Origin of the sequence: Verrucomicrobium spinosum DSM 4136 = JCM 18804, assembly GCF_000172155.1 — a bacterium.
Taxonomy (GTDB): domain Bacteria; phylum Verrucomicrobiota; class Verrucomicrobiia; order Verrucomicrobiales; family Verrucomicrobiaceae; genus Verrucomicrobium; species Verrucomicrobium spinosum.
Genome location: NZ_ABIZ01000001.1, coordinates 898,831 through 923,534, shown reverse-complemented (window position 1 = coordinate 923,534; position 24,704 = coordinate 898,831). Strand labels below are relative to the sequence as shown.

Annotated in this window: 18 protein-coding genes; 3 read left to right on the top strand and 15 right to left on the bottom strand. The window is 60.7% G+C overall.

Annotated features, from left to right (window positions below):
- Nucleotides 1–245 precede the first annotated feature (245 nt).
- From VSP_RS03500 to VSP_RS33705, 5 genes are all read right to left on the bottom strand, one after another.
- Nucleotides 246–458, bottom strand: coding sequence for a hypothetical protein (locus VSP_RS03500; RefSeq protein WP_009958785.1), 213 nt, complete (start codon nucleotides 456–458; stop codon nucleotides 246–248).
- Nucleotides 459–527: 69 nt separating this feature from the next.
- Nucleotides 528–1,148, bottom strand: coding sequence for a redox-sensing transcriptional repressor Rex (locus VSP_RS03495; protein WP_009958784.1), 621 nt, complete (start codon nucleotides 1,146–1,148; stop codon nucleotides 528–530).
- 112 nt (nucleotides 1,149–1,260) lie between these two features.
- Nucleotides 1,261–2,643 carry a tetratricopeptide repeat protein gene (locus VSP_RS03490; RefSeq protein ID WP_009958782.1) on the bottom strand — a complete coding sequence of 461 codons (1,383 nt, stop codon included), beginning with the start codon at nucleotides 2,641–2,643 and terminating at the stop codon, nucleotides 1,261–1,263.
- 63 nt (nucleotides 2,644–2,706) lie between these two features.
- Nucleotides 2,707–2,916 (bottom strand): hypothetical protein, encoded by a 210-nt coding sequence (locus VSP_RS03485; RefSeq protein WP_157210716.1) that lies wholly within the window; start codon nucleotides 2,914–2,916, stop codon nucleotides 2,707–2,709.
- Between the two features lie 50 nt (nucleotides 2,917–2,966).
- Complete coding sequence (locus tag VSP_RS33705) at nucleotides 2,967–3,845, bottom strand: LysR family transcriptional regulator (protein WP_009958779.1); 879 nt, start codon at nucleotides 3,843–3,845, stop codon at nucleotides 2,967–2,969.
- Nucleotides 3,846–3,974: 129 nt separating this feature from the next.
- On the opposite strand from VSP_RS33705, the gene VSP_RS03475 reads away from it, so the two are divergent.
- A complete protein-coding gene (locus VSP_RS03475) occupies nucleotides 3,975–7,136 on the top strand; it encodes a DUF2339 domain-containing protein (protein WP_009958775.1) in 3,162 nt (1,053 codons plus the stop codon).
- On the top strand, nucleotides 7,133–9,115 hold the full coding sequence (locus VSP_RS03470; protein WP_009958774.1) for a DUF3999 family protein: 1,983 nt from the start codon (nucleotides 7,133–7,135) through the stop codon (nucleotides 9,113–9,115). The genes VSP_RS03475 and VSP_RS03470 overlap by 4 nt, the downstream gene beginning before the upstream one ends.
- A 472-nt stretch (nucleotides 9,116–9,587) precedes the next feature.
- On the opposite strand, the gene VSP_RS03465 is transcribed toward VSP_RS03470, so the two are convergent.
- From VSP_RS03465 to xerA, 6 genes are all read right to left on the bottom strand, one after another.
- Nucleotides 9,588–11,036: a DUF1501 domain-containing protein gene (locus VSP_RS03465; RefSeq protein WP_009958772.1), complete on the bottom strand. Its 1,449-nt coding sequence runs from the start codon at nucleotides 11,034–11,036 to the stop codon at nucleotides 9,588–9,590.
- Between the two features lie 52 nt (nucleotides 11,037–11,088).
- On the bottom strand, nucleotides 11,089–14,451 hold the full coding sequence (locus tag VSP_RS33700) for a PSD1 and planctomycete cytochrome C domain-containing protein (RefSeq protein WP_009958771.1): 3,363 nt from the start codon (nucleotides 14,449–14,451) through the stop codon (nucleotides 11,089–11,091).
- Between the two features lie 149 nt (nucleotides 14,452–14,600).
- Nucleotides 14,601–17,804: an efflux RND transporter permease subunit gene (locus VSP_RS33695; protein WP_009958770.1), complete on the bottom strand. Its 3,204-nt coding sequence runs from the start codon at nucleotides 17,802–17,804 to the stop codon at nucleotides 14,601–14,603.
- A 39-nt stretch (nucleotides 17,805–17,843) separates the two neighbouring features.
- Entirely contained in the window at nucleotides 17,844–18,221 is a 378-nt protein-coding gene (locus VSP_RS03450) for a four helix bundle protein (RefSeq protein ID WP_009958768.1), read from the bottom strand.
- Nucleotides 18,222–18,260: 39 nt separating this feature from the next.
- On the bottom strand, nucleotides 18,261–19,451 hold the full coding sequence (locus tag VSP_RS03445) for an efflux RND transporter periplasmic adaptor subunit (RefSeq protein WP_009958767.1): 1,191 nt from the start codon (nucleotides 19,449–19,451) through the stop codon (nucleotides 18,261–18,263).
- A 236-nt stretch (nucleotides 19,452–19,687) separates the two neighbouring features.
- Nucleotides 19,688–20,644 (bottom strand): site-specific tyrosine recombinase/integron integrase, encoded by a 957-nt coding sequence (gene xerA / locus VSP_RS03440; RefSeq protein ID WP_009958766.1) that lies wholly within the window; start codon nucleotides 20,642–20,644, stop codon nucleotides 19,688–19,690.
- Between the two features lie 89 nt (nucleotides 20,645–20,733).
- Between xerA and hisF the strand changes: the two genes are divergently transcribed.
- Complete coding sequence (gene hisF / locus VSP_RS03435; RefSeq protein WP_009958765.1) at nucleotides 20,734–21,507, top strand: imidazole glycerol phosphate synthase subunit HisF; 774 nt, start codon at nucleotides 20,734–20,736, stop codon at nucleotides 21,505–21,507.
- A 20-nt stretch (nucleotides 21,508–21,527) separates the two neighbouring features.
- Here hisF and VSP_RS03430 read toward each other — a convergent pair whose 3' ends face one another.
- From VSP_RS03430 to VSP_RS33690, 4 genes are read right to left on the bottom strand one after another with little or no spacing between them, the layout of a single operon-like run.
- Nucleotides 21,528–21,848, bottom strand: coding sequence for a hypothetical protein (locus tag VSP_RS03430; protein ID WP_009958764.1), 321 nt, complete (start codon nucleotides 21,846–21,848; stop codon nucleotides 21,528–21,530).
- A 22-nt stretch (nucleotides 21,849–21,870) separates the two neighbouring features.
- Nucleotides 21,871–23,619 carry an Hsp70 family protein gene (locus VSP_RS03425; RefSeq protein ID WP_009958762.1) on the bottom strand — a complete coding sequence of 583 codons (1,749 nt, stop codon included), beginning with the start codon at nucleotides 23,617–23,619 and terminating at the stop codon, nucleotides 21,871–21,873.
- A gap of 27 nt (nucleotides 23,620–23,646) precedes the next feature.
- Nucleotides 23,647–24,393, bottom strand: coding sequence for a nucleotide exchange factor GrpE (gene grpE / locus VSP_RS03420; protein ID WP_009958761.1), 747 nt, complete (start codon nucleotides 24,391–24,393; stop codon nucleotides 23,647–23,649).
- Nucleotides 24,390–24,695 carry a J domain-containing protein gene (locus VSP_RS33690; protein WP_009958760.1) on the bottom strand — a complete coding sequence of 102 codons (306 nt, stop codon included), beginning with the start codon at nucleotides 24,693–24,695 and terminating at the stop codon, nucleotides 24,390–24,392. The genes grpE and VSP_RS33690 overlap by 4 nt, the downstream gene beginning before the upstream one ends.
- Nucleotides 24,696–24,704: the final 9 nt, after the last annotated feature.

Genomic DNA, 24,704 nt, shown 5'->3' with positions numbered 1-24,704 from the left:
CGAAGCGTCCTGGAGTACGGTGGCTCGACACCGTTTTCTGACCGCGATCAAGTGCGACGCCTCATGCAGCCTGAGCGAAGCCCAACACCACCGCCACCCCCAATCAGCAGGACAGCGGTTCAAGGCACAACTCCCCTTCATCGGCTGGCGAAAGCGGCGTCAAGCCGCCGGCACTCCAAGACGCTGCGCGCGATTGGAAAACGCCGGGGCAACGCAACCGGCCCCCGGGCCACCCACATTCTCGCTTACAGCAACGTGCTGTCATCCGCACGTTCCAGCTTGCCGACCTTCTTTTTGATGGTCTCGAGCTGCACGGTCATTTCGTGAATCGCTTTGATGCAATCACTCATTGTCTCCGCATCATTCAATCCGGGCAGTGCCGGATGAAGCTTCATGAACTGGAGGGCAATGTTCTTACAAGCTTCCCGGATCTGGGCAATAGCGGCTGGGCGGTCCATGCCACCTACATCCAACGGGTGACGGACTCCGTCAAACATCAAAACCAGGCCGCGGACACCCTTGCCTCACTATCGGATGAAGTAGCTCAAATTCTCCAGCTCCACGGCGAGGTCCACGTTGTTCACCACGACATTCTTGGGGACGTCGAGCACCACCGGGGAGAAATTGAGGATGGCCTGAATCCCGGCCGCCACCATCTCATTCACCACTTCCTGTCCGTGGGTCGCAGGAACCGTGAGGATGGCCATCTTGATGTGGTTCTCCCGGATGAAGGAGGAGAGCTCCTTGGCGTCCATCAAGGGGATCTTGAGACCCTTCATCCGCTTGGGATCGGGTCGGACGTCGAACGCGGAAACGATCTCGAAACCCTCCTTCTGGAATCCGCCGTAGCGGAGCAACGCCGCACCCAGATTCCCAACCCCCACCAGAATGACGGGCTGGAGACGAGAACGCCCCAGCACCTCTCCAATCGCACCGCTCAGCCCAGCGACATTGTAGCCCAGGCCACGGGTGCCAAACTGGCCGAAGTAGGTCAGGTCTTTGCGCAACTGTGTGGACTTCACCCCCGCCGCTTTGGCTAGAGCTTCAGAGGAGACCGTCTCCATCATGTTGTCCTTCAGTTTCTGCAGGCATCGCTGGTAAATCGAGAGGCGGTAAACTGTTTTCCGGGGGATTTCGATTCTTGTCACTTGTGAAATTTCACAAAGGAATTGGCTTTGTCAAGAACCCCCACACAAACAAGAAGCCGGAACCCTTGCGGATTCCGGCCTAACGTATTCAGTTTGAGGAAGGTTTACGAACTCAAGCGTAGGACGACTCCACACGCGACGCCACGTCTTTGTAGCCGTAGTCGTTGTTGTAGATCTCCTTCATGCAGTTGAGGTAATCGTCAGCTTTACCCACCTTTTGGTAGGTCTTGCCCAGTTCGTAGAGGATCTCCTTCTTCTCGTTGTTGAAGGCCGGGATTTCCTTCACAGCCTCGGTCATCGCGTTGATGGCCAAGTCGTTCATGTTGAGCTTCTCAAAGCACTTGCCCAGCATGAGCAGCGCCTTGTTGCGGATGTGCGGGTTGCTCTTGGCCTGCTGAAGCTCGGGGATGGCCTCGCGGTACTGCTCTGCCTGGAAGAGGATCGTGGCGTAGTCGAAACGGTACTGCTTGTCCGTGGGGTTGCGTTCCACCTTGGACTTGGCCTCTGCGAGAAGGGTGGAGAGACGCTCGCGCTTGGTGGCGCGAATAATCTCCCGCTTCTCCTCGATGTCTTCGGCGTCAGGATTGGCCTCAATCTCAGCTTCCATCTGCTGAATGTGCTTTTCGCCGGCCTTGTTGCGCACCTGCTCGATACGGGCCTGCAGTGCCACGTCACCTGGGGCGAGTTGAGCGGCCCAGTCGTAATAGCTCAGGGCACTGTCCAGATCGTCGAGGCGGTCGTACAGATCGGCTATCTTCCTCACCACGTTGACGTTGTTCGGATCCTTTTCGTAGTCCGCAGCCAGCTGGAGAAGCAGGGATTGCATCTGCTCTGGGGTCATCCCTTGCCGGTTGAGAGCCTCGTCGCGATTGGACTGGTCCTTGTCGCGCTTTGCCTTGTCGAAGCCACCCTGATCCTGCCAGCCCTGGCGCATCATGGAAGTCTTGGCCGCCGCATCCTTTTCGCCCTTGATGGCGTCCATGTCGGTCGGATCATGCTTCAGGATCTGGCGATAGGTTTCGCTGGCCTTCTCCGGCTCATCAATGGCCATGTAGTGCACAGCCAGCTGGTGCATGTTCCTCGTATTGGTCGGCTGCCCCTCTTTGATGGTCTCCAGCGCCAAGGAAGCCAGATGGTTCTGCCCCAGGCGCATGGCCAGGTCATACAGTGTCTGGTTGGCCCCCGCATTGTAGGGATCCTTCTGAAAAACATTCTCCTCCAGATCAGCGATCTGTTCCCACGGGTCCTTCTTGGAGGCAGGCCCCAGCTTGATGCCACCCATGCTCAAGCCACCGCCGAAGAGGCCCTTCTTCTGGCTGCGGAATTTCTCACCTTCGGCCCGGCGCAGCAGTTTACGCCCGTCCAGGAACTCTGGTGCCTGCTTGACCACGGTAAGCACAAGACTGATGGCGTAGTCAAAGTTCTTTAGCTGATAGGCACTGACACCTTTGAGCCACAAGTTTTTCTGCTGAGGGGCAAGATCGGCTTCTGTCATGGAATTGATGGGAGTCTCGTGAAGTTTGGACGTTGTAGGTAAATAAGGAAGCAGACGGGGGAGCTATTTTGCCGCGGGGGGAGCCGGCATGGCAGGGGTGACTGGCTGCGGCCCCACGGGCTTGCCAGTGACGAATGCCGCAAGATTGCGCCATTCACCCTTGAATCCATCGCGAAAACCCGCCCACCCGAAGCCGTGCTCGAAGGCCACCATCCAAGAGTAGGTGGCCAGCAAGAACGCGACGATCCAGAGAATACGGGCGAAAAAACGCATGGCAGAATTGAAGTTTAAAGGCAAAACGCGGCGGGCGTCCAGCCTTGAATTCATCTTGAAAACAACTCGCCAGCCAGCAACTCGGCCTCCCGCACGAAGACTTCCGCCGGAGCCGTGAGTTTGCCCGCCCAAAGTGCGCCGAAGGTGACAGGCGGCGCACCGGGCAAAGGCAGCTCTCTGACCCCGGGTGCCATCTTCATCTTCGGCAGCTGGAGGCTGAGTCCCACGCCAAACCCGCCCTCCACATACCGGTTCACCAGATCCAGCCCGCCCAGCTCCAGACCAGGCAGCCAGTCCACCCCCCGGGTACGAAGGTAGGCCTGGAAGGTGCGGCTGACGCCTTCGAAGGAACTGAGCGTGATGAGGGGCAGCTCAATTCGATCCTGCTCCAGAATCTCTTGGGCATGCTGGATGCCGCTCGATTCGGAGACCAGCAACACCATGGAAAGCGTGGCCACCTCGCGAATCTGAATGTTGGGCCCTGCTTTGTCGGTCAGCACCGAGAGGCCCAGATCAATCTCCTGAGACTCCAGCAGAGCCTCGATTTCCTGCTGCCGCCCCTGCGTGAGGGTAAAATGAAACCCGGGCACACGCTGTTTCATCCTGACCAGGAGCTCAGGCAGGTACTCCCGCTGCACGATTTCAGGCGCGGCAATGCGGAGCCGGTTGTCCACCCCACCCCGCAGACGCCGGGCCATGTCATCCAGTCCTGCGAAAAATGGCTCTATATAGGCGAAGAGGACCTGCCCCTCCCTCGTGAGCTGGAAAGGTCGCCGCCGAAACAAGGTGACACCGAGGTTGTCCTCCAGTTGCAGAATCTGTGCGCTGATGGCTGGCTGCTGGATGCCGTAGGGGATGTGCCGGGCGGCCGCGCTCACCCCGCCATGCCGGGCCACGTAGAAAAACAGCTCAAGATGGTGGACGTTCATGCAAGGTCGGTCTGGGGATGGCCCACTGTATTCAGTCCATCAATACACGGTCAAACTTTATCAATTTCCATTCGTCGTCACCCCGTCCCAGACTAGGGTTCTATACCGGGGCAACACCTGGCACGTCGTATGGAAGTCATTGGCCTTCTCTTTTTCCTCGCCTTTGTGGTGCTGGTCTTCGTCCTGCCCATCCGGGCGGCCATCGTCTCTCGCGCTGCGCGGGACAAAACTGCTGAGCTCGAGGAACGGCTGCGGCAGGCGCTAACCCGTCTGACCGATCAGCAATACCATATGAACCGCCGCATCGGCGAGTTGGAGAGCCAGTTGCGGGATGGCGCAGCCCCATCTGCCAAAGCAGCCCTGGCAGCAACGCCCCCGGAATCAGCCGGACCTCAAACGGTTTCCCCGCCTTCAACGGTGCCGCCACCACAAGCGCAGGAAGCGGCGGAGATAAAGGCAGAGCTGGCGGAAACGCTGGAATCTGTCCCGGCTCCTGCCGCAGTGGAAGAAACTGTCCCCGCCCCGCTCGCTCCTCCGCCCCTGCCTGCTGCCACCACGCCGGCCCCGATTCCGGCAAGCGAACCGGCAACGCCTGTCATGCCTCCGCCCATGCCGTTGCCCGCAGCGGCCCGGAAGCCGGTTCAGGAGAAACCCGCCTTCACCCTGGAGCAGTTCATGGGCGTGAAGCTCTTTGCCTGGCTCGGCGGTCTGGCCCTCTTCCTCGGTATCGTCTTCTTTGTGAAGTATGCCTTCGAGCAGAATCTCATTCCGCCGTCGGTCCGCGTTGCCATCGGATTGGTGTTCGGCATTGGCCTCACCGTGGGTGGATTGAAGTTGAGCGCCAAAAAGACCTACACCGTGCTGGCCCACACCCTGAGCGCCACGGGAGTGCTGGTCCTGTACGGTGTAACCTTCGCCGCCCACGCCCTGTACCGGTTCCCATTCTTCAACGCGATCACCACCTTCGGGTTCATGACGTTGATCACTGCCGTCGCCTTCCTTCTCGCAGTGCGGATGAATGCCATGGTGGTGGCGGTTCTGGGCATGGTGGGTGGTTTCCTCACTCCCATCCTGTGTTCCACTGGCCAGGACAACCCTTGGGGATTGTTCGGTTACATCACGCTGCTTGACCTGGGTTTGATCGCTGTGGCCAAGAAAAAACGCTGGCTCCACCTCACCGCACTGGGAGCCACGGGCACGATCCTGATGCAACTGGGCTGGATGTCGAAGTTCTTCTCTACGGAAGGCTACATGTACGGGCCCAAGACCTGGATCGTGGTAGGTGTCTTCCTCTGGTTTGCCGTCCTCTTTACCGTCGGGGCCTGGTGGTCGAAGCGTCGCGAGGACGAGGACCTCTATCCGGTGGGCGCGGCCCTTGCGCTCTGCAGCAGTGCCCTCATCATTGGCTTCTCCTTCTTTGACGTCCCAGAAATCACCCAGCGCCCCGGCCTGCTGTACACGTTTGTGCTGCTGGTGAATGTGGCCGCCCTGGCCATCGTGTGGATCGAACCCCGCGTCCGCGCCGCCCAGGCCATCGTTGGACTGCTCACCTTCACCCATCTCTCGATCTGGAGCACGCATCAGTTGACGGCTGACATGCTGCCCGCCGCGCTGGCGATCTATCTGGTGTTCGGCTTCATGCACACTGCCTTCAGTGTGGTGTGGGCACGTCGCCACCCTGGGACACCGCAGACCATTGCGGGTTTCGTGCCTGTCGTGGCGCTCCTCCTCATGATTCTTCCCGTGCTGAGGCTCCCGGCAGTGCCCTTCGTGCTCTGGCCCGCCCTTCTGCTGGTGAACCTGCTCATCATCGGTCTCGCGGTGGTGACCCGGGCCCTGCTCCCGGTGCTGACGGCCATCGTCCTCACGCTCTTCACCACCCTGGCCTGGCTGCTCCGCCTGCCTGCCACCACCGGCAGCATGCCCGGCTTCCTCACCATTCTTTGCGGTTTCGCCGTGGTCTTCATCGCCGCCAGTTGTTTCCTCTCACGCCGGGTCCTGGCTTCCCAGCCGACTCAGATTGGGGACCGCGACCTGCTCCCAAACAGTCTCGCCGAGTGGCTGCCCATCAGCTCTGCCACCCTGCCCTTCCTGCTGCTCATCATGGCATCGCTTCACATTCCGATGCCGAATCCGGCACCGGTCTTTGGCGCAGCGTTGGTCCTGACTCTCTTCATGCTTGGCCTCACCCGGGTGAGCGGCATTGGCAGCCTTCCACCCGTGGCCATGCTGTGCAGCCTGGGCCTGCAGATCTCCTGGCATGTGCACCGATTTGACATCAGTTCCCCCTGGCAGCCGCTCTTCTGGTACCTGGGCTTCTATCTCCTGTTCACGCTCTATCCCTTCATCTTCCGTAAGGTCTTTGAGCGGGCAATCCTCCCCTGGGCCGCTGCAGCCCTCTCCGGAGTCGGCGGCTTCCTGCTGGTTCATGACTTGGTGAGAATCACCTGGCCCAACGACGTAATGGGCCTGCTGCCCGCCGCCTTTGCCGTGGCGCCACTGCTGAGTCTGGTGATGGTGCTGAAGCGTCACGATGCCGCCAATCCTGCCCGCGTTTCGCAACTGGCCTGGTTCGGCGCGGTGGGGCTATTCTTCATCACCCTCATCTTCCCGATCCAGTTCGACAGACAGTGGATCACCCTCGGCTGGGCCTTTGAAGGAGCCGCCCTCTGCTGGTTGTATCGTCGTGTGCCCCATGGCGGACTCCGCGCCACCGGAGCCGGCCTGCTTGTCGCCGCCTTCGTCCGCCTGGCACTCAACCCCGCCGTACTTACCTATTACCCACGCAGCGAGACGCCGATCCTGAACTGGCACCTCTACACCTACGGCCTGGCCGCCGCCGCGCTCATCCTCGCTGCCTGGTGGCTGGCTCCGCCACGTCACAAGCTGGGGGACATCAATTTGCGCAGCCTCTTCTGTGCCCTGGGCGGAGTGCTCCTCTTCCTGCTGTTGAATATTGAAATCGCCGACTACTTCACCGCACCGGGCCAGCGATTCATCGCCTTCAACTTCGACGGGAATTTCGCCCGCGACATGACCACCAGCATCTCCTGGGGCCTGTTCGCCCTCGGCCTGCTCGGGCTCGGCTTCTGGCTGCGGACAGCGGCGACCCGCTACGCCGGCATCGGCCTGCTCGCGATCACCTTGTTGAAGCTGTTCTTCCACGACCTCGCCAATATCGGCAGCATCTACCGCATTGGGGCCCTCATCATCGTGGCTCTCATCGCGCTCGCCGCGTCGTTCCTCTACCAGAAGTTCCTGGACCGCAGCCATCCCACTGACGAAGCATGAAAACCCAGTCTTCCATTCTGACGCGGTGGCTGCCTCTCGCTCTGATGCTGACGGTGGCTTCCGCCCGGGCGCAAGACAGCACGCCCCCTCTGACGGACTGGCGTCACGTACAGAATGTGAGGCCGGCTGCGGCAGGTCTAGTGCGAATCGAGATTCCCTCCACCACTCATGGTGCTGCCCAGCAGAACTTGAGCGATCTCCGCCTCATTAACCCATCGGGAGTGGAAACCCCTTTCCTGCTGCAGTGGCCTCATCTAGAAACGATCACCACGCGGGCCGTTTCCGGATTTCGGGCCCGCATCGATGGGGACAAGACCTGCCTGGAGATGGTGCCGCCACCCGGTGAATCCATCCGCGCCCTCACCCTGGAGACCGCCACCCCCACCTTCATCAAGGCAGTGACCCTGGAGGGTTCCCAGGACGGAGCCACCTGGCAGCCAATCGGTGAACCCGGCATTGTCTTCCGCCAGCGGGATGGCAGCAGCCGCCTCCGTCTTGTCTTTCCAGCCGGATCTTGGAAACAACTCCGCGTCACCCTCGATGATCGCAGGTCGCCGCCCGCAGCTTTCACGGGTGCCACCGTGGAACTGCCCCAGACCGCCTCAGCCACCATCAAGGAAGCCATCACGCTGACAAAGACAGAGGAACTCCCCGGCATCACCCGTCTTCATCTTACTCTTCAAACCCCGCATGCCTGGCTGGGCATGCTCCGTCTGCAGACCGCGGATCCTGTCTTCAGCAGGAAGGCGGTGGTCCGCAGCGCGAATGCCTCGCCCCTCGCAGACGGCACCGTGTTCCGGCTGCAAGCAGACGAACTCAACGCCACCTCACTGGAAATCCCCGTGCATCGTCAGGCATTGGGGGATCAACTGGTGTTGGACATTGAGAACGGGAACAGCCCGCCACTGAAAATCGACGGCGTCCAGGCCACCCGCTATCCCGTGCATCTGCTCTTTGCCGCCCAGGATTTGGGCACCTGGAAGCTGTACAGCGGCAACCCGCTGGCCATCGCGCCGTACTATGATCTCGCTGCACTTTCCTCTCATTTGCAGTCGGCCCAGACCAGCCCCGCGACCATCGGGGAACTCCAGTCCAACCCCAGCTACCGCAAGGATGGTGTGCTTGGCCAGTTTGCCGAATCAGGAAGCGCCATCGACACCAACGGCTGGCGGCGACGCAAACCGGTGCAGATCACGCAGCCAGGCGTGCAACTCCTGGAACTCGACCTTGAGGCAACCTGTCATCATGATTTCGCTGATCTACGCCTCGTTCAGGACGGGCGTCAACTGCCCTACCTGGTGCTTCAAGAACGGCTCACACGCACCATCCCCCTGCCTGCGACTCTCGCACCGGATCCCAAGCGCCCCACCTGGTCACGGTGGAAGTTGGAGCTGCCTTTTGAAGATCTCTCGATGCAACGGCTGGAGATTGACACCCCGTCACGGGTTTATGAAAGAACTCTCAACATCCTGGAGACACGCCCCAACCGTTCCGGCTCGTCGCAATACTATTCCGCCATCCTGGGCAGCGTGACGGCGAGAAACCTTGGGGAGGGGAAGACTGTCACCGTGCCGTTGAACACTCGGGCGGCGGGCAGGGAGATTTGGATCGAGACGGACAATGCGGACAACACGCCCATGGAGATCACCGCCGTGCGGGGAGCTTATCAAGTGGCGCAATTGAAGTTCCAGGCCCTGCCCAGCGGGGCTCCTGTGTATTTGTACTATGACAACCCGTCAGCACCTGCCCCGCGCTATGACCTGCGGCTCGTAGAGCGTGAACTCCATCTGGCCACCCCATCCACCGCCACCCTGGGGCCGGAGGAGGCCGTCGCACCAGGGAAACGCAAAGCAGAAGATGAATCCGGTGCTGGCTCTGTCTTGCTGTGGGTGGCTCTCGCCGCCGTCGCGGGTGGGTTACTGTGGGTCGTGGTGAAGTTGTTGCCCGAGCAGCCGGGCGGCGGGAGTGGTTCGGCGTGATGGGAATAGAGGTCGAGGGGGGTGTCAGGGATCTGGCAACGCGATGGGCCTACCGCTCCGCGGTAGAGCGCATTTCTGCAGGATCCCTGGGTAGGGCTCGCTACACTCGCCCGACCCATGGCGAATCATGGAGAACCCTCCGGGTTCAATGCGTCGAGATGCGAAGCTTGTAACGTGGCGCTGTCTATTCGAAGCCCGGGAACGTCCAGACCATCATCAGCCACTCTTCCCCAGCACCTCCAACCGTCGCGAAGCGTCTTGGAGTACGGTGGCTCGACACCGTTTTCTGACCGCGACCAAACGCGAAGAACGACAACACACCAGCGAAGCCCAACGCCACCGCATACGCCAGCCAGCCGAACCAAGGTTCAAGACGCCAACCACCTCCATCACCCGGCGAAAGCGGCGTCAAGCCGCCAGCACTCCAAGACGCTGCCGCGATCTTTGAAGTGCCAACAGAACAACCCCACCCCTACGCCATGAGCTCACGCACCACCTTCGGTCCGTCTTCCACACCCGTGAGGCGGAAGTCGAGGCCGGCGTACTTGTAGGTGAACTTCTCGTGGTTGAAACCGAGCAGGGCGAGGATGGTGGCGTGCAGGTCACGGACGTGCATCTTGTTCTCCACGGCCTGGAAGCCGAACTCATCCGTGGCCCCGTAGGTCTGGCCGCCTTTCACACCGCCCCCCGCCATCCACATGCTGAAGCCGTAGTGGTTGTGATCGCGACCGCGTTGTTTTCCGGCATTGGACCCCGGAGTGGGCAGTTCCACAGACGGGGTACGACCGAATTCACCGCCCCAGAAAAGGAGGGTTTCATCAAACAACCCACGCATCTTCAAGTCGGTCATGAGCGCGCCGATGGGCTTGTCCGTGCGCTCGGCGAGCTTCTGGTGTTCCAGGATCTCATCGTGGTTGTCCCAAGGCTGGCCGTCGCCGGTCCAGAGCTGCAGGAAACGAACGCCACGCTCCAAAAGACGGCGGGCAATGAGGCACTGGCGGGCAAAGGCGTTCTCCCGGCCCGGTTTGGCCCCGTACATGTCGATCACCCACTGGGGCTCTTTGCTGATGTCAAAAGCGTCGCTGGCCTCCATCTGCATGCGATAGGCCAGTTCATAGCTCTGCACCCGGGCCTCAAGTTGCTGGTCCTTTTGACGCTCTGCGAGGTGGCGCTCGTTGAGTTGGGTCAGCAGATCCAACTGGCGACGCTGCTGTTTGAAGTCCAGCGAGGGGTTCTTGATGAACTCCACCAGCTTCTCCACCTCTTCATGGTTGGTGTTGATGTAGGTGCCCTGGTAGGCGCTGGGAAGGAAGGCAGACTGCCAGTTCTTCGTACGACGGATGGGCATGCCGCCGGGGCACATGGCGATGTAGCCAGGAAGGTTCTGGTTTTCTGAACCCAGACCGTAGGTGATCCAGGATCCAAGGCTCGGACGGTTCAGGCGGGACTCACCGCAGTTCATGAGACCAAGGGAAGGCTCATGGTTTGGCACATCCGCGTGCATCGACCGGATCACACACATGTCATCCGCATGCTGGGCGGTATGGGAGAACAGATCGCTCACCTCCAGACCGCTCTGACCGTATTTCCTGAACTCGAAAGGAGACTTCAACCCTGCGCCCGTGGGACGCTCCGTGCGCAACGTGTTCGGCAGCACCTTGCCATCATACTTGGTCAGCATGGGCTTGGGATCAAACGTGTCCACATGAGACGGGCCTCCGTTCATGAACAGGTGCACCACCCGCTTGGCCTTGGGCGCATACTGGGAACTGCGCTGGGCCAGGGGATTGCTCACCGCCGCAGACGCCATACCGCCAAACAACTGGCCCAGCGCCATCGTACCAAACCCCATGCCGATGCGATTGAGCATCTGTCGGCGCGTCAGGAAGGAGTGTTCTGGATTAAAACCGTGGTGGGACATAGGGAATGCGGAATGGGAAATGGGGAGTTCGGAATGCGGAATGCTCGCGTGCTTATTCGACAAATTGAAACTCGTTGCTCATAAGCAGTACGTGGGCGAGCTGCGAAAGGGGGCTCTGGGGGCGGGCGAGATTGAGGGGCCAGTTGCCGGGGCCGACGAAATCGCGACCGGCATCGGTCCAGACGGTGAACCCTGTGGCGGCGGAGTCCTGGCGCTCGATGCGGGGGGTCCAGCGGTAGCCGTCGTTGGTATTGTCCCTCTTCGGGCCAGCGGTTGCGCAGAAATCGAGCACCTCACCTGCCTTCACCTCCAGGCGGTCCACACCCATGTTGCGGCCCGTGTTGGGGGCCACTTGGACCTCTTTTACCACCCCAGTGCGGCTGCTGATGATCCACCCGGTGACACCATCGCCATGGGGGCTGCCATGCTGGAGTGTGCCAGAGATGCGAATCACAGCATTAGAAGGAGCAACCCAACGAACAATGTTCGCCATGTCACCATCACCCACGTGGCTGGTGATCGTGCTGGCTGACAGGCGGGCAAAGGTGTAGTTGGAAACCGGATCAGGGACCTTGTCCCCCCCCTGCCAGACAATGCCCATTTTCTTGTCGTTAAAGAATTTCTTGAAGGCGTTGAACTGCACCTGCACGGGGCCGTTCGGGGCGTCGCGCTTCACATTGCCGTAACCGTATGCCCAGGTGAAGGGGCTGTTGCTCTGGAGAGAGGTCGCATCATTGACGAAACGGCCGGCCAGCTCCACCTCGTCAGGGGAGGGTTCGCGCAGCAATACCTGACGATACAAAACCTTGAGACTCTCCGAGTCGAGGCCGCTGTTGTTTGCGGGCACCTTCTGCGCGACCTGGTCAGCCCGGGATTTCATGAACGGGCTGTTCATGAGGAACAACGTCTGCTGCGGCACGGTGGTGACGAAGCGCTGCGGGCTCAGCGTATCAGGGTTCGCGAAGTCAAACGTGGCAGGCACAGTGGCCTGCTCGTACCGGTTCACAAACAGATACACGCTGCGGCGGCTGTCGGCATCCGGGGTCTCTGGCAGGGTGGAGCGGCCGCCCACCTTGGCCACATTCAGAGCGCCACTGACCTGCAGGAGATTGTCGCGCATGTTTTCATAGTCCATACGCTGGCGGTTGAAGTGGGAAAGGAGGTTGTTCTCCGCGTCCTTGACCTCCTTCTCTGGCGTGGTGGTCGAGCTCTGCTGATAAGTGCGGGAGGTCAGTATCAGACGGTGCAGCTTTTTCAAAGACCAGCCCTGCTCCATGAAGGTCGCAGCCAGGTAGTCCAGAAGAGCGGCCTGATCCGGCTTGGGTGTCTGCACGCCGAAGTCACTGGGCTGACTGACAAGCGGCTTGCCAAAGTGGTGCATCCACACGCGGTTCACGATGACACGCGCCGTCAGCGGATTGTCCTTGCTGGCGATCAATTTGGCGAGCTCAAGGCGTCCGCTGCCTTCGCTGAACTTCTGGCCACCCAGGGCGGTCAGGAAACCGCGCGGAGCTGGTTCGCCCTGACGCCCGGGATTCCCACGGATCATCACTTTCACATCCGCGGGCTTTTCCTTGTCGAGCATCACCATGGCACGTTGCGGAGCTCCCTCGGAGGTCAGTTCCAGTTTGGTGATCTTGTTCTCCAGCTGGGTCATGTGCTCCCGGTCCTTCCGCGTGAAAAAGCGGTCAATCTGGTCCACCGGCACTGCCATGGGAGACCGGCCATCCATCAGCATGGCGCGCACCGCCTGCCAGTCGGCATTGTCCGGCTCCTTGCCATTGATGCAGGTCACAAACACATCGCTGTAAAGCCCCGCCACATCGTCGAAGGTCTTGGGCGCAGGCCGCTTGGCCAGCTCGTTCTTCACCACCGCATTGACCGGGCTCTCGGGTTTGGTGAGCTCCTGAACCACCGCCGGGGCCTTCGCGGCGAAGTCGCCGTCAGGCAGGTCGGAGAGCTTCTTCCACGCCAGCATCACGGGATGCGGCTTGGCCACATAGGCATTGCGCTTCACCATGTCGCGCAGTCCGTCAGCGTAGCGGTCACGCAGCTTGGCCTTGCCCGCCTCGCCGCGGAACTGTTCGCTCTGAAGCTCCAGCGCCTTGCGGGCGAACACGAGATACTCCTTCAACCGGGCGCTGTTGCGGATGTCGCCATAGACCTCCTGACGGAAGGTCTGCATCTCCTTCTCAATCACCGCCACCTTGCTCTTGAAGTCCTCGGCAGCCGCCTTGTCTGCCGCCTCCCCGATCACCGGGAGCTTGTCCGGCGTCTCGCTGGAGTTGAAGACGCTGTAAAGAGCGTAGTAGTCCTTGCTCGGGATGGGGTCATACTTGTGATCATGGCAGCGGGCGCAGGTGACCGTCAGACCGAGCAAGCCACGGCTCACCACATCGATGCGGTCGTCATTTTGCAGCAGCCGGTCCCCAAGGAAATAATCGCCGATGGTCAGGAAGCCCATGGCCGCGAGCGAAGGATCGGACCGCCCCTGCGCCGGAGGGAGAAGCTTGTCCGCCGCCAGCTGCTGGGTGATGAACTGATCGTACGGCAGGTCTTTGTTCAGCGCCTGCACCACCCAGTCACGGTAGGTGTAGGAGTACGGCAACCGGTTGTCCACGCCGCCAGCGCGATAGCCGTCCACATCCGAGTACCGGGCCACATCCAGCCAGTGCCGCGCCCAGCGTTCGCCATAGCGGGGTGAGTCCAGGAGCTTGTCCACCAGCTTGGCCACCGCATCGGGTGACTGGTCTTTCACAAACTTCTGCAGGTCTTCAAACGTCGGCTGCAAGCCGGTCAGATCCAGATAGAGACGCCGACCGAGCGTGGCCCGGCCTGCCGCAGGGGCGAAGGCCAGGCCAGCCTCCTCCAGTTTGGCGGCCACATGCTTGTCCAAGCCGTTTTTCACCTCACCCTTGAGCTTGGTGAGGGTGGGCTCTGCCGGTTTTGCAACCTTTTGGAAAGCCCAATGCTCCTGCCAGGACGGCTTGTCATGGTGACCCACTGCCTGTTCCTTTTCCTGCGGCCAGGGAAGCCCCATGGCCACCCACTTCTCCAAGGCTGCCACTTGAGAGGCACTCAGTTTGTCCCTTTTCTTGGGCATGGCCTCCACACCCGGAGCGTGCTTCACCGCCTTGAGGAGCTTGCTGCCCTCGGGGTTGCCTGCCACCACGATCTGGCCGTAGTCGCTACCACGCAGGACGGCGGCCCGGGAGTCCAGCCGGAGGCCGTTCTCGTGCCGATGTCCGCCATGGCAGTCCTGGCAGCTCTCCACCAGAATGGGGCGGATGTTCTTCTCAAAGAACTCGATCTGATCCCCGGGAAACGTGGGCTGGGCTTCTGCTGCAGCTAAAAATCCGGGAGCAGCGGCGATCAGGCCGCCCAGAAGGGTGCGAATGGAGAATTTTGGGGCCATTGGGAGGGGATTCCGCAGCAGAGTGAGTAACGGGCGGCCACGGATATAGGATACGCGTGCCAGCGCCCATTCTTTCGGCCTGCCAGGCGGTTGCGGGCAGCAACTAAGCTGCCAGCAACCGACACCATTTTCGCTCCCCCCGAAAGTCCCTATGCGCCCTCAGGAGCACCATGAGGCACGGTATGAGGCAGTTTCAGGGACTCCGGGGTGTCCTTGATCTCCTTGCGATCCTTCATGAACTTGGCGATCACCACGTAGAAGACCGGAGTGAAAATCAGGCCGAAGAAGGTGACCCCGAGCATGCCGTAGAACACGGCCGTGCCCAGAGCATTTCGCATTTCCGCCCCAGCCCCTTTGGCCAGCACCAGCGGAAGCACGCCGAGGATGAAGGCAAAGCTGGTCATCAAGATGGGGCGCAGGCGCAGGCGGCAGGCCTCAACCGCCGCATCGAACCGGGACATGCCCAGATCCTGCTGCTGCCGGGCGAACTCCACGATGAGAATGGCGTTCTTCGAAGCCAGTCCTACCAGCACTACCAGACCGATCTGGGTGAAGATGTTGTTGTCCATCCCGGAGATCCACACCCCGCCGATGGCGCTAAGGAGACACATGGGCACGATCAGGATCACCGCCAGCGGCAGGGCCCAGCTCTCATACTGCGCAGAGAGCACGAGGAAGACGAACAGCACGCACAGCGGGAAGATGTACACGATGGAATTCCCCGCCAGGATCTGCTGGTAGGTAAGGTCGGTCCACTCGTAGTCGAAGCCCTCCGGCAGGTGTTGCTTGGCCAGCTCGTCCACGCGTTGAATCATCTCACCCGAGCTGATCTCGGCCGAGGTGCTGCCACTGATGTCAGAGGAGACAAACATGTTGTACCGCTGCACACGGTCGGCACCCCCGATGCGCTCCACCTTCACCAGGGCCCCGAGAGGCACCATCTCTCCATTCATGTTCCGGGTGCGGAGACGCCCGATGTCCTCCGGCTTCATGCGATTCGCCGGCTCTGCCATGGCCATCACCTGCCAGGTGCGGCCGAAGAGGTTGAAGTCGTTCACATACGTCGAGCCCAGATAGGTCTGGAGGGTGTCATTGATTGCGGAGATGGAGACGTTCATCGTCTTCGCCCGTTCGCGGTCGATCACCAGGTTGAACTGAGGATTGTTCGACCTGAAACCGGTGATCATGGAGGAGAAGCCAGGCTCTGCTGACAGGGCATCCAGGAACTTGCGCGTGGCAGCCTCCAGGGCTGGCAGACCGGCATTGTTCAGGTCTTCCACCTGAAGCTTGAAACCCCCGGCATTGCCGAGCCCCCGCAGTGGCGGCGGCGGAAGGACGAGCACACGTGCTTCCTGGATATCGGCGAACTTCTTGCGAAGCGTGGCCATCAACGCATTGGCGCTGAGCGACGGATCCGTGCGCTTCTCAAACTCATCTGGAATGATGAAACAGGCACCCAGATTGCTCTGGTTGGCCTGGAGCACGTTCGAGTAGCCGGAGATGGCAAACGTGTGGGCCACGCCAGGGGTTTCGCGAGCGAGGGCATCCACCCGGCGCACGATCTCATCAGATCGCTCGAACGAGGCCCCGTCCGGCAGCTGGATCACCGTCATGAAATAACCCATGTCCTGCGCTGGAATGAAGCCTGTGGGCACCTTTTTGAAGGCGTGCACGGCAAAGGCGATCAGGCCGCCATAGATCAGCAGGGACAGAACGGCATGCCGGATCACCTTGGCGATGCTCTTGGCATACATTTCTGACATGGCACCGAAGGCACGGTTGAAGATGCGGAAGAACCAGCCCAGCAACCCTTCGATAAGCCGCGTCATGATATCAGGCTTGGCCTCGTGGTGGCGGAGGAGCAGAGCCGCCAGAGCCGGGGACAGTGTGAGCGAGTTGATCGCGGAAATCACCGTGGAGGCCGCGATGGTGAGGGCAAACTGGCGGTAGAACTCACCGGTGATGCCACCCAGAAAGGCGGTGGGCACAAACACCGCGCAAAGCACCAGGGCGATGGCCACCACGGGGCCCGTCACTTCCTTCATGGCCCGCAGGGTGGCCTCCCGAGGCGTGAAACCCTTGGCCAGATAGCGTTCCACGTTCTCCACCACCACGATGGCATCATCCACCACAATCCCGATCGCCAGCACCAGCCCGAAGAGGGAGAGGTTGTTTAACGAGAACCCGAAGGCTGACATCACCGCCAGGGTCCCCACCAGCGACACCGGCACAGCCAGGAGCGGGATGACGGAAGCGCGCCAGCTCTGCAGGAAGACCACCACCACCAGCACCACGAGCAGCACGGCTTCCACCAGGGTGTGAAGCACCGCCTTCATGGAGGAGCGCACGAACTTCGTGGGATCGTAGTTGATGCTGTAATCCACCCCGGGCGGGAAGCGCTTGCTGATGTCTGCCATGGCGGCATACACGGCATCCGAGGTCTGAAGCGCATTCGTGCCGGGAAGCTGGAACACCCGCAGTGAGACCGAGTTCTTGCCGTCGCGATAGCTCTTCACGGCATAGTCTTTCCCACCCAACTCAATGCGGGCCACATCTTGCAGACGAATCACATCCCCACTGCCTCCCGTGCGCAATACGATACGACCAAACTGCTCCGCGCTGCGCAGACGTCCCTGCGTCGTGAGCGTGTACTGAAACTGGAGTCCGCTGGGAGCAGGCGGTTGACCGAGCTGGCCCGCTGCCACCTGCACGTTCTGCTCGCGGATGGCACTGACCACATCCCCCGCCGTCAGATTGCGCACTGCCAGCTTCTCAGGATCCAGCCAGATGCGCATCGTAAAGTCCAGACCGCCCAGCGTGGAAGCCTCCGCCACACCGGGCACACGGGCAATGCGGTTCTGCACCTGCAGGTTCACATAGTTCGCCAGATACAGCACATCACGCGTGTCATCAGGCGAATAGAACTGGATGGCCATCGTCAGGTCTGGTGACCGCTTGAGGGCTGTCACCCCAAGACGTCTCACCTCTTCCGGCAGACGAGGCAGCGCGGCATTCACACGGTTTTGCACCAGCACCTGTGCCTGGTTCAAGTCCGTGCCCAGCTTGAAGGTCACGGTGATCGACAGTCGACCGTCACTGGTCGAAGACGAGGAGAGATACAGCATGTTCTCCACCCCGTTGATTTCCTGTTCCAGCGGTGTCGCCACCGTGTCCGCAAGCACTTCCGCATTGGCTCCCGGATAGGTCGCACTCACCACCACCGTGGGAGGAACCACCTCCGGATACTGTGAAACGGGCAATTGGAAATAAGCCAGCCCACCCAGGAGCGTGATGACAATGCTCACCACGGCAGCAAAGACGGGGCGATCTACGAAAAACCGGGGAAGATTCATCAGAGAATTATAAATTTGAAATTAGAAATGATAAATGAGCTACCCTTTGGCGGTCAGTCGTTTAGAGACGCTCTTTAGTATGGAGCAAAGCAGCCGGATTAGTTCCTCAACCTGGGACAGAAGCGGATTGAAGTCGATGTTGCACAAACTGCTACGATCAAGGAGCCGGAGCCAATATCTGGATTCTCTGGCCTCTTTGCAGGCAATGGAAAGTTTACTGATGAAATCGCGAGTACTCTGTGCGGCTTGGGCTTCCTCGACGTTGGCACCGATGCTGGTACCGCAGCGCAAAAGTTGTTTAGAGAGAACCAATTCACGCTGCGCCACCATCTTTTTGTAGGCATCGATTACTGCCAACGCAAAGGCATAGCTCTTATCCAAAACAACATTCTCCCTGCCCTCTGGAGTTCCACGCATCCCATTTATAATTTAGAATTCTCAATTTATAATTCCCCCCTATCGCTTCGCAGTCGCCTGCTCCACCGGGCTCGCAGGGGGGAGCGCCATCGGCTCCTCAGAGGCTCTCACTGTGACGCCGTTGCGGATGTTCATGAGACCGTTGATGACGACCTTTTCGCCCGCCTTCAGTCCGGAGCGGACCACACGGAGACCGTCTTCCATGGGGCCTACATCGACAGGGCGGTACTCGGCCTTGTTCTCGCCGTTGATGACGAAGACATAGGTGCGGCCCTGGTCGTTGCCGATGGCGTTGTCGCGCACCAGGAAGGCTTCGTATTCTCCTGAACCCGGGATGCGGACACGAGCGAAGAAGCCGGGGGCCATCAGCTTGTCGGCATTGGCAAACACGCCACGGGCGCGGATGGTGCCGGTGTCAGGACGGAGCTGGTTGTCCACGAAGTCGATGATGCCCTTGCGCGGAAATCCGGCCTCGTTGGAGAGCCCCATCTGGGCTTCCACGGTCTCAAAGATCGCGCTACGACGCCTGCCCTCACGGTAGAGCTGCCGGTATTTGAGCGCGCTCTGCTCATCAACCTCAATGTAACAATAGATCGGGTCCAAGGAAACAATGGTCGTCAGCAGCGTGGAATCCTTCTCGCCCCCGGTCACGAGGTTCCCCTCCGTGACAGGGGCATTGCTGATGCGGCCGCTGATGGGAGCCCGCACGCTGGTGAACTCCAGATTCAGCTGGGCCGTCTTGAGCGCCGCATCCGCCACCCTCACGGCGGCATCGGCTTCTGCAGCGGCTTTGAGCCGGGAATCATAATCCTCTGCCGCGATGGCGCGGGATTTGATCAGTGTTTCCGCCCGCTTGGCTTCATTGCGTGCCAGTTCAGACCGGGTCCGGTTGCGGTCCAGCTCGGCTTTGGCCCCCTCCACGGCGGCTTCGTAGGGGCGTGGATCAATCGTCACCAGCAGGTCCCCGGCGTTCACCTCAGCACCTTCTTTGAAATGGATCTTTTCCAGATAGCCACCCACACGGGCGCGCAGGTTCACCATCTTGGGCGACTCAAGACGGCCCACAAACTCGTCCCATTCCATGATTCTTTTCACCACCGGTGCGGCCACGGTAACCTGGGGGGCGGGTGCCGCGCCAGCTGTGCCGCTGGCCTTCTTCTGGCATGAAGTAATGGCCAGGCCAGACAGGCCTGCAACCGCGAGTAGGAACAATGGGGCGCGTTGGATCATGTGGAAATCGTGGGGGTATTTTTGCCAGCCCTGCAGGTTGGACCACCCGCATCCAGCGAGAGCGGGGTAATGGCTGTACGTCTGAAGAGGTCAAACAGTTGCAAGTGTACACTTGCATTCTGACTTCGGAAAAATCTGCATGGGCATCCTACCAACAGCCGTTTTCAGCCGGGCTGGACACGAAAAGTCCGTGACATCTTTGCCCTGAAATGCCTTCAGGCTGGGGACGCAGCACATTATGCCCGGGGATGAGCATCTTCGTACACTTCTTTCATCCGCTCTGTGGTCACGTGAGTGTAGATCTGGGTCGTGCTCAGGCTGGCATGGCCCAGGAGCGTCTGCACGCTGCGCAGGTCCGCGCCATTGTTAAGCAAATGGGTGGCAAAGCTGTGCCGCAGCTTGTGAGGCGTCACCTGCACGGGCAGGCCGGATAGTTTCCAGTATTTCTCCACCACATTGTTGATGGCCTGATTCGTCATGCGCTTGCCCACCTTGCTGCGAAAGAGAGGGCCAGAATACACTCCCAGACGGCTTTGATACCGCTGCATCGCCCGGATGGCGGGACCACCCACGGGACAGATGCGCTCCTTCCGCCCCTTCCCGATCACTCGCAGGGTCTCCGAGTACACATCCACATCCTCCACGTTCAGCGAGGCCAGCTCGCTGATACGAACACCCGTGCTGTAGAACAACTCCAGGATGGCCGCATCCCGCTCTGGTGCCCACGCCGGGGCCTGCTTTTCACGAGGGGTGTTCAACGGGAGATTCAGGAGCGTCTCCACCTGGCTGAGAGTCAGCACCACCGGCAGCTTCTTCTCGGGCTTGGGAAGTTGCACCTCCAGGAGAGGATTCTTCACCAGACCCCGGCGACGCGTCAGGAACTTGAAGAACGACCGGAGGGCCGCGAAGTGCAGCCGGATGGTGGCGCGCCCCAGTTCCGCCTTCATCTGCTCGTAGAGATACAGGCGAAAGTCGTCTGGCGTCAGCGACTCCCAGGTCATGCACGCCGGCTGGCTCTTCCGGAACGTACTCATGGCATGCCGGTAGTTTTCCAGCGTCTTGGGCGAAGCCGATCGCTCCACCTCCATGAACGTCAGAAAGTCCATCTCCAGCTCCGACCGCGCCATGCCTTCAGGCTCCCGACGGGCGGGGACCACTTTCTTGCCTGACTTTCTGGGTGCAGCGGCGGCCATGACGGCCCCATCTTCTCGCAGGATTCGCTTTTTTGCCAATCTGGTCTAACCAAGATATTCAACCTTTCCCCTTTTCCCACCCGTCTCTCATGCTCACGAAGCGCATCATCCCCTGCCTGGACGTCAACAACGGCCGCGTCGTCAAAGGCACCAAGTTCCTGGAACTGCGTGATGCCGGCGACCCGGTGGAATGTGCGGTGGCCTACAATGACCAGGGCGCAGACGAGCTGGTCTTCCTGGACATCACGGCCTCCAGTGATGAAAGACGGACGATCATCGATGTGGTGGAACGCACCGCAGAGCGCTGCTTCATGCCCGTGACAGTGGGCGGAGGCATCCGCACCGTGGCCGACATGCGCACCATGCTGCTGGCCGGTGCCGACAAGGTCAGCCTGAACACCGCGGCGCTCTTCAATCCCAGCGTGATCGATGAAGGCGCTGCCGCTTTCGGCTGCCAGGCGCTCGTGGTCGCGATCGATGCCAAACGCAATGACCGGGGATCCTGGTCCGTTTACACCCACGGCGGACGCAAACTGGCCCTGCGGGATGGCCAGGAAATCGATGCCGTGGAATGGGCCGCCGAGGCCTGCCGCCGCGGTGCAGGCGAAATTCTACTCACCAGCATGGATGCTGACGGTACCAAGGCAGGCTATGACCTGCCCCTGAACCGGGCCGTGAGCGAAGCCGTCACCATTCCCGTGATCGCCAGCGGCGGTGCAGGAAACCTCGACCACATGGTGGACGTCCTCCAGGAAGGCAAGGCGGATGCCGTGCTCGCCGCGAGCATCTTCCACTTTGGCGAGTTCACCGTGGGTGACGTGAAGCGCCACCTGGCCAGCAAGGGCATTCCGGTGCGGCTGTAGCACCGGTTGCCGCTCTCGCCTTAAGCTCCTGACAAGGCCACGAGACGCTGCCTCCAGCACCGCAGCCCCTCCCAGTCCCGACATCCCACTGCCGCGAGGATTGCCACCTGGGCGGCAGCGCGGCTGGGACTCAACTCCCAAGCCTGCTCCGCCAGCGCAAGAGCCTCTTCAGGCTGCTGTTGGCGGAGGGCCCGGGCCCCCAGAAGTCGCAATCCTGCTGCCGCAGCATCCAGACTCAGGAGCGGCTCCAGGTCGGCACCGCAACGACGGCAGGCAAGGTTGTCATCCTCGATCTCATTGGACTTGCCACAGGCGGGGCAGGTGATGGAGCACGCGGGCATGGGAGTGTGAGCCAGGGCCAAGTTAATCTTCGAGGTAGAACAGGACGTCGCCCAAGGCGTCGGAATGCTTGCCCAGGCTGCTCCAGTCCTGGCTTCCGATCGCCGTGCCAATGAGATCCAGCAGGCGACGGATCTCCCCTGCGTCATCGTCAGACAGGCCTTTGCCCAAAAGCGATTCCGCCCGCTGCCGGAGTGACTTCGCCGTGGCAAGCAGGGACTGCTGATCCAGGTCACTGTCCTCTCCGTCGGCATCACCCTCTTCTGCCGACTCGCCAGTGATGGCGTCGTAATAGCTCGAGAGATTCGCCCGGGCCGCTTTCAGATCGAGCAGGTGCTGCCCTCTCGTGTCAAGCACCACGGTCTTGACCAGACCCGTGATTTTTTCCGTCGCGGTCACCTTGAGCATGCCATTGAGGTCCAGATGGAAGTCCACAATGATGGGACTGTCTTCCGGAGCAGTGGGGGAAAGTCCGGCAACAATGAAATCGCCCACGAGGAGATTGTCTTCAGGCAGGGAGCCCTCGCCCTGATACACCTCCACCCTCACCTCTTTCTGACCTGGCATCAGGGTGTAGAATGTCTTGGCCCGCTTTGCCGGAAGAGGCGTATTCCGGTTCACGATCGGCACACAGACCAGGCTGTGCGCCACGTTTTGGTCCAGCACGGCCACGCTGTACGAGTGGGGAGTGATGTCCACCAGAATGGCCCGCTGGGGCTGTCCGGCGATGATGGCCCCCTGGACGGCCGCCCCCATGGCGACGATGAGATCCGGGTTGATTTCAAAATGCGCTTCAAGCCCCAACCGCTCCCTGAGCAAATCCTGCACCGCTGGCGTCCGAGTGGCTCCACCCACGAGCATGATCTTGCCCACCTCCGCGCTGGTCATGCCAGCATCCCGCAGCGTGCTGTGCAGACAGGTCAGCGTCCTGTCCAGCCAGGGCGCGATCATTTCCTCGTACTCCGCACGGGAGATTTCAGTATCCAGGTGCTGTCCAGCATGCAGGTATTCCTCCTGCACTTGGACAAATGTCTCTTCTGACAGACGGATCTTGGCCGACTCCATCGTCCCTTTCAGACGCCGCTGCACCAGATCAGGGAGGTCCCCTTCCGTCCGGTGACGCGTGCGAAAACGCTCGGCAGCAAGCCGGACGAGCTCCGTATCGAAGTCATCGCCACCCAGATGGGTGTCTCCATGGCTGGCCTTTACTTCCACCACTCCAGACTCCACCCGTACCAGAGACACATCGAAGGTGCCACCACCCAGGTCATACACCAGCATGGTCTCCCCATCCTCACGGCCAGCACCATAGGCAAGTGCTGCAGCAGTGGGCTCATTGATGATCCGGACCACCTCAAGGCCGGCCAGATCTCCCGCCACCTGAGTGGCCTTGCGCTGGCGCTCGTTGAAAAATGCGGGCACCGTGATCACCGCTTTTTTCACCGGTACACCCAGCTCCTTCTCAGCGGCCTGTTTCAGCTCCTTGAGGATCAGCGCGCTGACCTCTTCCGGAGAAAGTTGCCTGTCGCCCAGCGTGACCTTCGTGTCCTCACCCATCAGTCTCTTGATGGAGGTGATGGTGCGTTCTGGCGCGGAGATCTGCTGATTCTTGGCGGCCTGTCCTACGATGAGTTTCCCTGTGGGGTCCAATCCCACGGCACTTGGCATGGTGGGCTGGCCGTGAACGGGAAGGATTCTGGGCACACCGTCCTCCACCACGCAAACGGCAGAGTTCGTGGTCCCAAGGTCGATGCCTGCAATAACTTCGTACATGATGTAAAATTCTGTGGGAGGGAGGTTCTATGCGGAACGGGAAACGCGGACCTGGGCGGCGCGAATGACCTGGCCGCCCCGCTGGTACCCAGGCAGAGTTTCCTCGATCACCGTCTGATCTGGCACTGTTCCATCCACCGTCACACTGACGGCGGTCATCACGGATGGGTCAAGGATTCTGCCGCGAGTGACAATCCTTTCCAGCCCGGCCTTTCTGAGCTGTCCGTCCACATGGCCGGACAGAATGGCCAAAGCCTCGCCCTGCACTTGCCACGCATTGCGCCAGGCCTGCAGGCCAGCACGGGCAGAAGGCCACCAGGGGGAGGCTGTCTGCGGGGGATTCTCGAAGGCGCTCTGGATGCGCCGGATCTTGTCAGCCGTTTCGATCAAAGCCAGACACCAGTCTGAAGGAAGCGCCTCTCCCTGCTCCTCTTGCGACCGTTGCAAACGCAACTGGCGCGTTTCCTCCCCCAGGGCTGAGAGCGAGTCCCCCAGACGTGCCAGCACATCAGCCGTGCGGCGCCCCGAGCGACGCCACTCCGTGGTCGCCGTGGTGAGTTGTTCGTAAAAAGACCTCAGGCTGGGCGCTTCATCAGCTGCTGCGATATCCACAGCCTCCGGCTCGGCCATTTGATCCACGGATTCAAGCCAGGTTTCGAACTCTGCACGCAGGGCTGACTTCCACTGGACGCCAGAAGGAGACACGACCGCGCCGGGAGGGGAACTTTCCGGATCTGCATCGGATCCGTAAGGAAGGGGAAAAGAGGGATTCATTTTTGGGCACAAAGACGGAGGTACTGCTTGAGCCGGGCGGCGGGCATGGGTCGGGCCACACCGGATTGTTGAAGATGGCGGGTCAGGGCGTCCAAGAGCGATGCCCCGGGGGCGGCGTCACGGAAAAGCCGCCACATGTCCCTCAGATCAGAGGTGCGGACCCGGTCGTACGCTGCATTCAGCACCTGGAAACCTTCAGGATCGCTTTCCGGCGAGCGCGTTTGAATGCCTTTCAAGTAGGCGAGGCGTATTTCCTCGTCACTGGCATTTTCAGCGACACCCAGTTCAAGGTAGGGATTCATGAGTCAACT

Coding starts and splice junctions, on each gene's coding strand:
- VSP_RS03500 (WP_009958785.1), bottom strand. CDS start 458: ATGGACCGCCCAGCCGCTATTGCCCAGATCCGGGAAGCTTGTAAGAAC.
- VSP_RS03490 (WP_009958782.1), bottom strand. CDS start 2,643: ATGACAGAAGCCGATCTTGCCCCTCAGCAGAAAAACTTGTGGCTCAAA.
- VSP_RS03485 (WP_157210716.1), bottom strand. CDS start 2,916: ATGCGTTTTTTCGCCCGTATTCTCTGGATCGTCGCGTTCTTGCTGGCC.
- VSP_RS33705 (WP_009958779.1), bottom strand. CDS start 3,845: ATGAACGTCCACCATCTTGAGCTGTTTTTCTACGTGGCCCGGCATGGC.
- VSP_RS03475 (WP_009958775.1), top strand. CDS start 3,975: ATGGAAGTCATTGGCCTTCTCTTTTTCCTCGCCTTTGTGGTGCTGGTC.
- VSP_RS03470 (WP_009958774.1), top strand. CDS start 7,133: ATGAAAACCCAGTCTTCCATTCTGACGCGGTGGCTGCCTCTCGCTCTG.
- VSP_RS03465 (WP_009958772.1), bottom strand. CDS start 11,036: ATGTCCCACCACGGTTTTAATCCAGAACACTCCTTCCTGACGCGCCGA.
- VSP_RS33700 (WP_009958771.1), bottom strand. CDS start 14,451: ATGGCCCCAAAATTCTCCATTCGCACCCTTCTGGGCGGCCTGATCGCC.
- VSP_RS33695 (WP_009958770.1), bottom strand. CDS start 17,804: ATGAATCTTCCCCGGTTTTTCGTAGATCGCCCCGTCTTTGCTGCCGTG.
- VSP_RS03450 (WP_009958768.1), bottom strand. CDS start 18,221: ATGCGTGGAACTCCAGAGGGCAGGGAGAATGTTGTTTTGGATAAGAGC.
- VSP_RS03445 (WP_009958767.1), bottom strand. CDS start 19,451: ATGATCCAACGCGCCCCATTGTTCCTACTCGCGGTTGCAGGCCTGTCT.
- xerA (WP_009958766.1), bottom strand. CDS start 20,644: ATGGCCGCCGCTGCACCCAGAAAGTCAGGCAAGAAAGTGGTCCCCGCC.
- hisF (WP_009958765.1), top strand. CDS start 20,734: ATGCTCACGAAGCGCATCATCCCCTGCCTGGACGTCAACAACGGCCGC.
- VSP_RS03430 (WP_009958764.1), bottom strand. CDS start 21,848: ATGCCCGCGTGCTCCATCACCTGCCCCGCCTGTGGCAAGTCCAATGAG.
- VSP_RS03425 (WP_009958762.1), bottom strand. CDS start 23,619: ATGTACGAAGTTATTGCAGGCATCGACCTTGGGACCACGAACTCTGCC.
- grpE (WP_009958761.1), bottom strand. CDS start 24,393: ATGAATCCCTCTTTTCCCCTTCCTTACGGATCCGATGCAGATCCGGAA.
- VSP_RS33690 (WP_009958760.1), bottom strand. CDS start 24,695: ATGAATCCCTACCTTGAACTGGGTGTCGCTGAAAATGCCAGTGACGAG.